The following is a 342-nucleotide window of genomic DNA, read 5'->3' on the forward strand; positions in this document are numbered from 1 at the left end:
CATCATCGCCTTGAGCGAGTGCCCGCCAGCCATGAAGAAATGCTCGTCTATCCCAATCGTTTTTCCAAGAAGCTCCTCCCAAATGTCAGCGAGTACCTTTTCTGTCTCGGTCTCAGGCGGCATGATTTTGATCTCGTCGCGATGCACTTCGTCCGGCTTTGGTAAAGCTTTTCGATCTACCTTCCCGTTCGTTGTCAGTGCAAAGGTATCCAGCTTCATCACATAGTGCGGCACCATATAAGCTGGCAGCTTTTGATTGAATACATCTCGCACCTCTTCTTCTGCGAGTCTCCCTGTGAAGTAGGCGATGATTTCCTTTTCTTCTGAAGAAAGCTGCTGAAC

General features: G+C 49.1%; 1 pseudogene. It reads right to left on the minus strand.

Going from position 1 to position 342, the window contains the following annotated elements:
* Window positions 1-342, minus strand: a pseudogene (locus AC0IXA_RS27250) (hypothetical protein); the annotation flags it as partial.

The organism is Pseudomonas sp. AC083 (genome assembly GCF_979253165.1).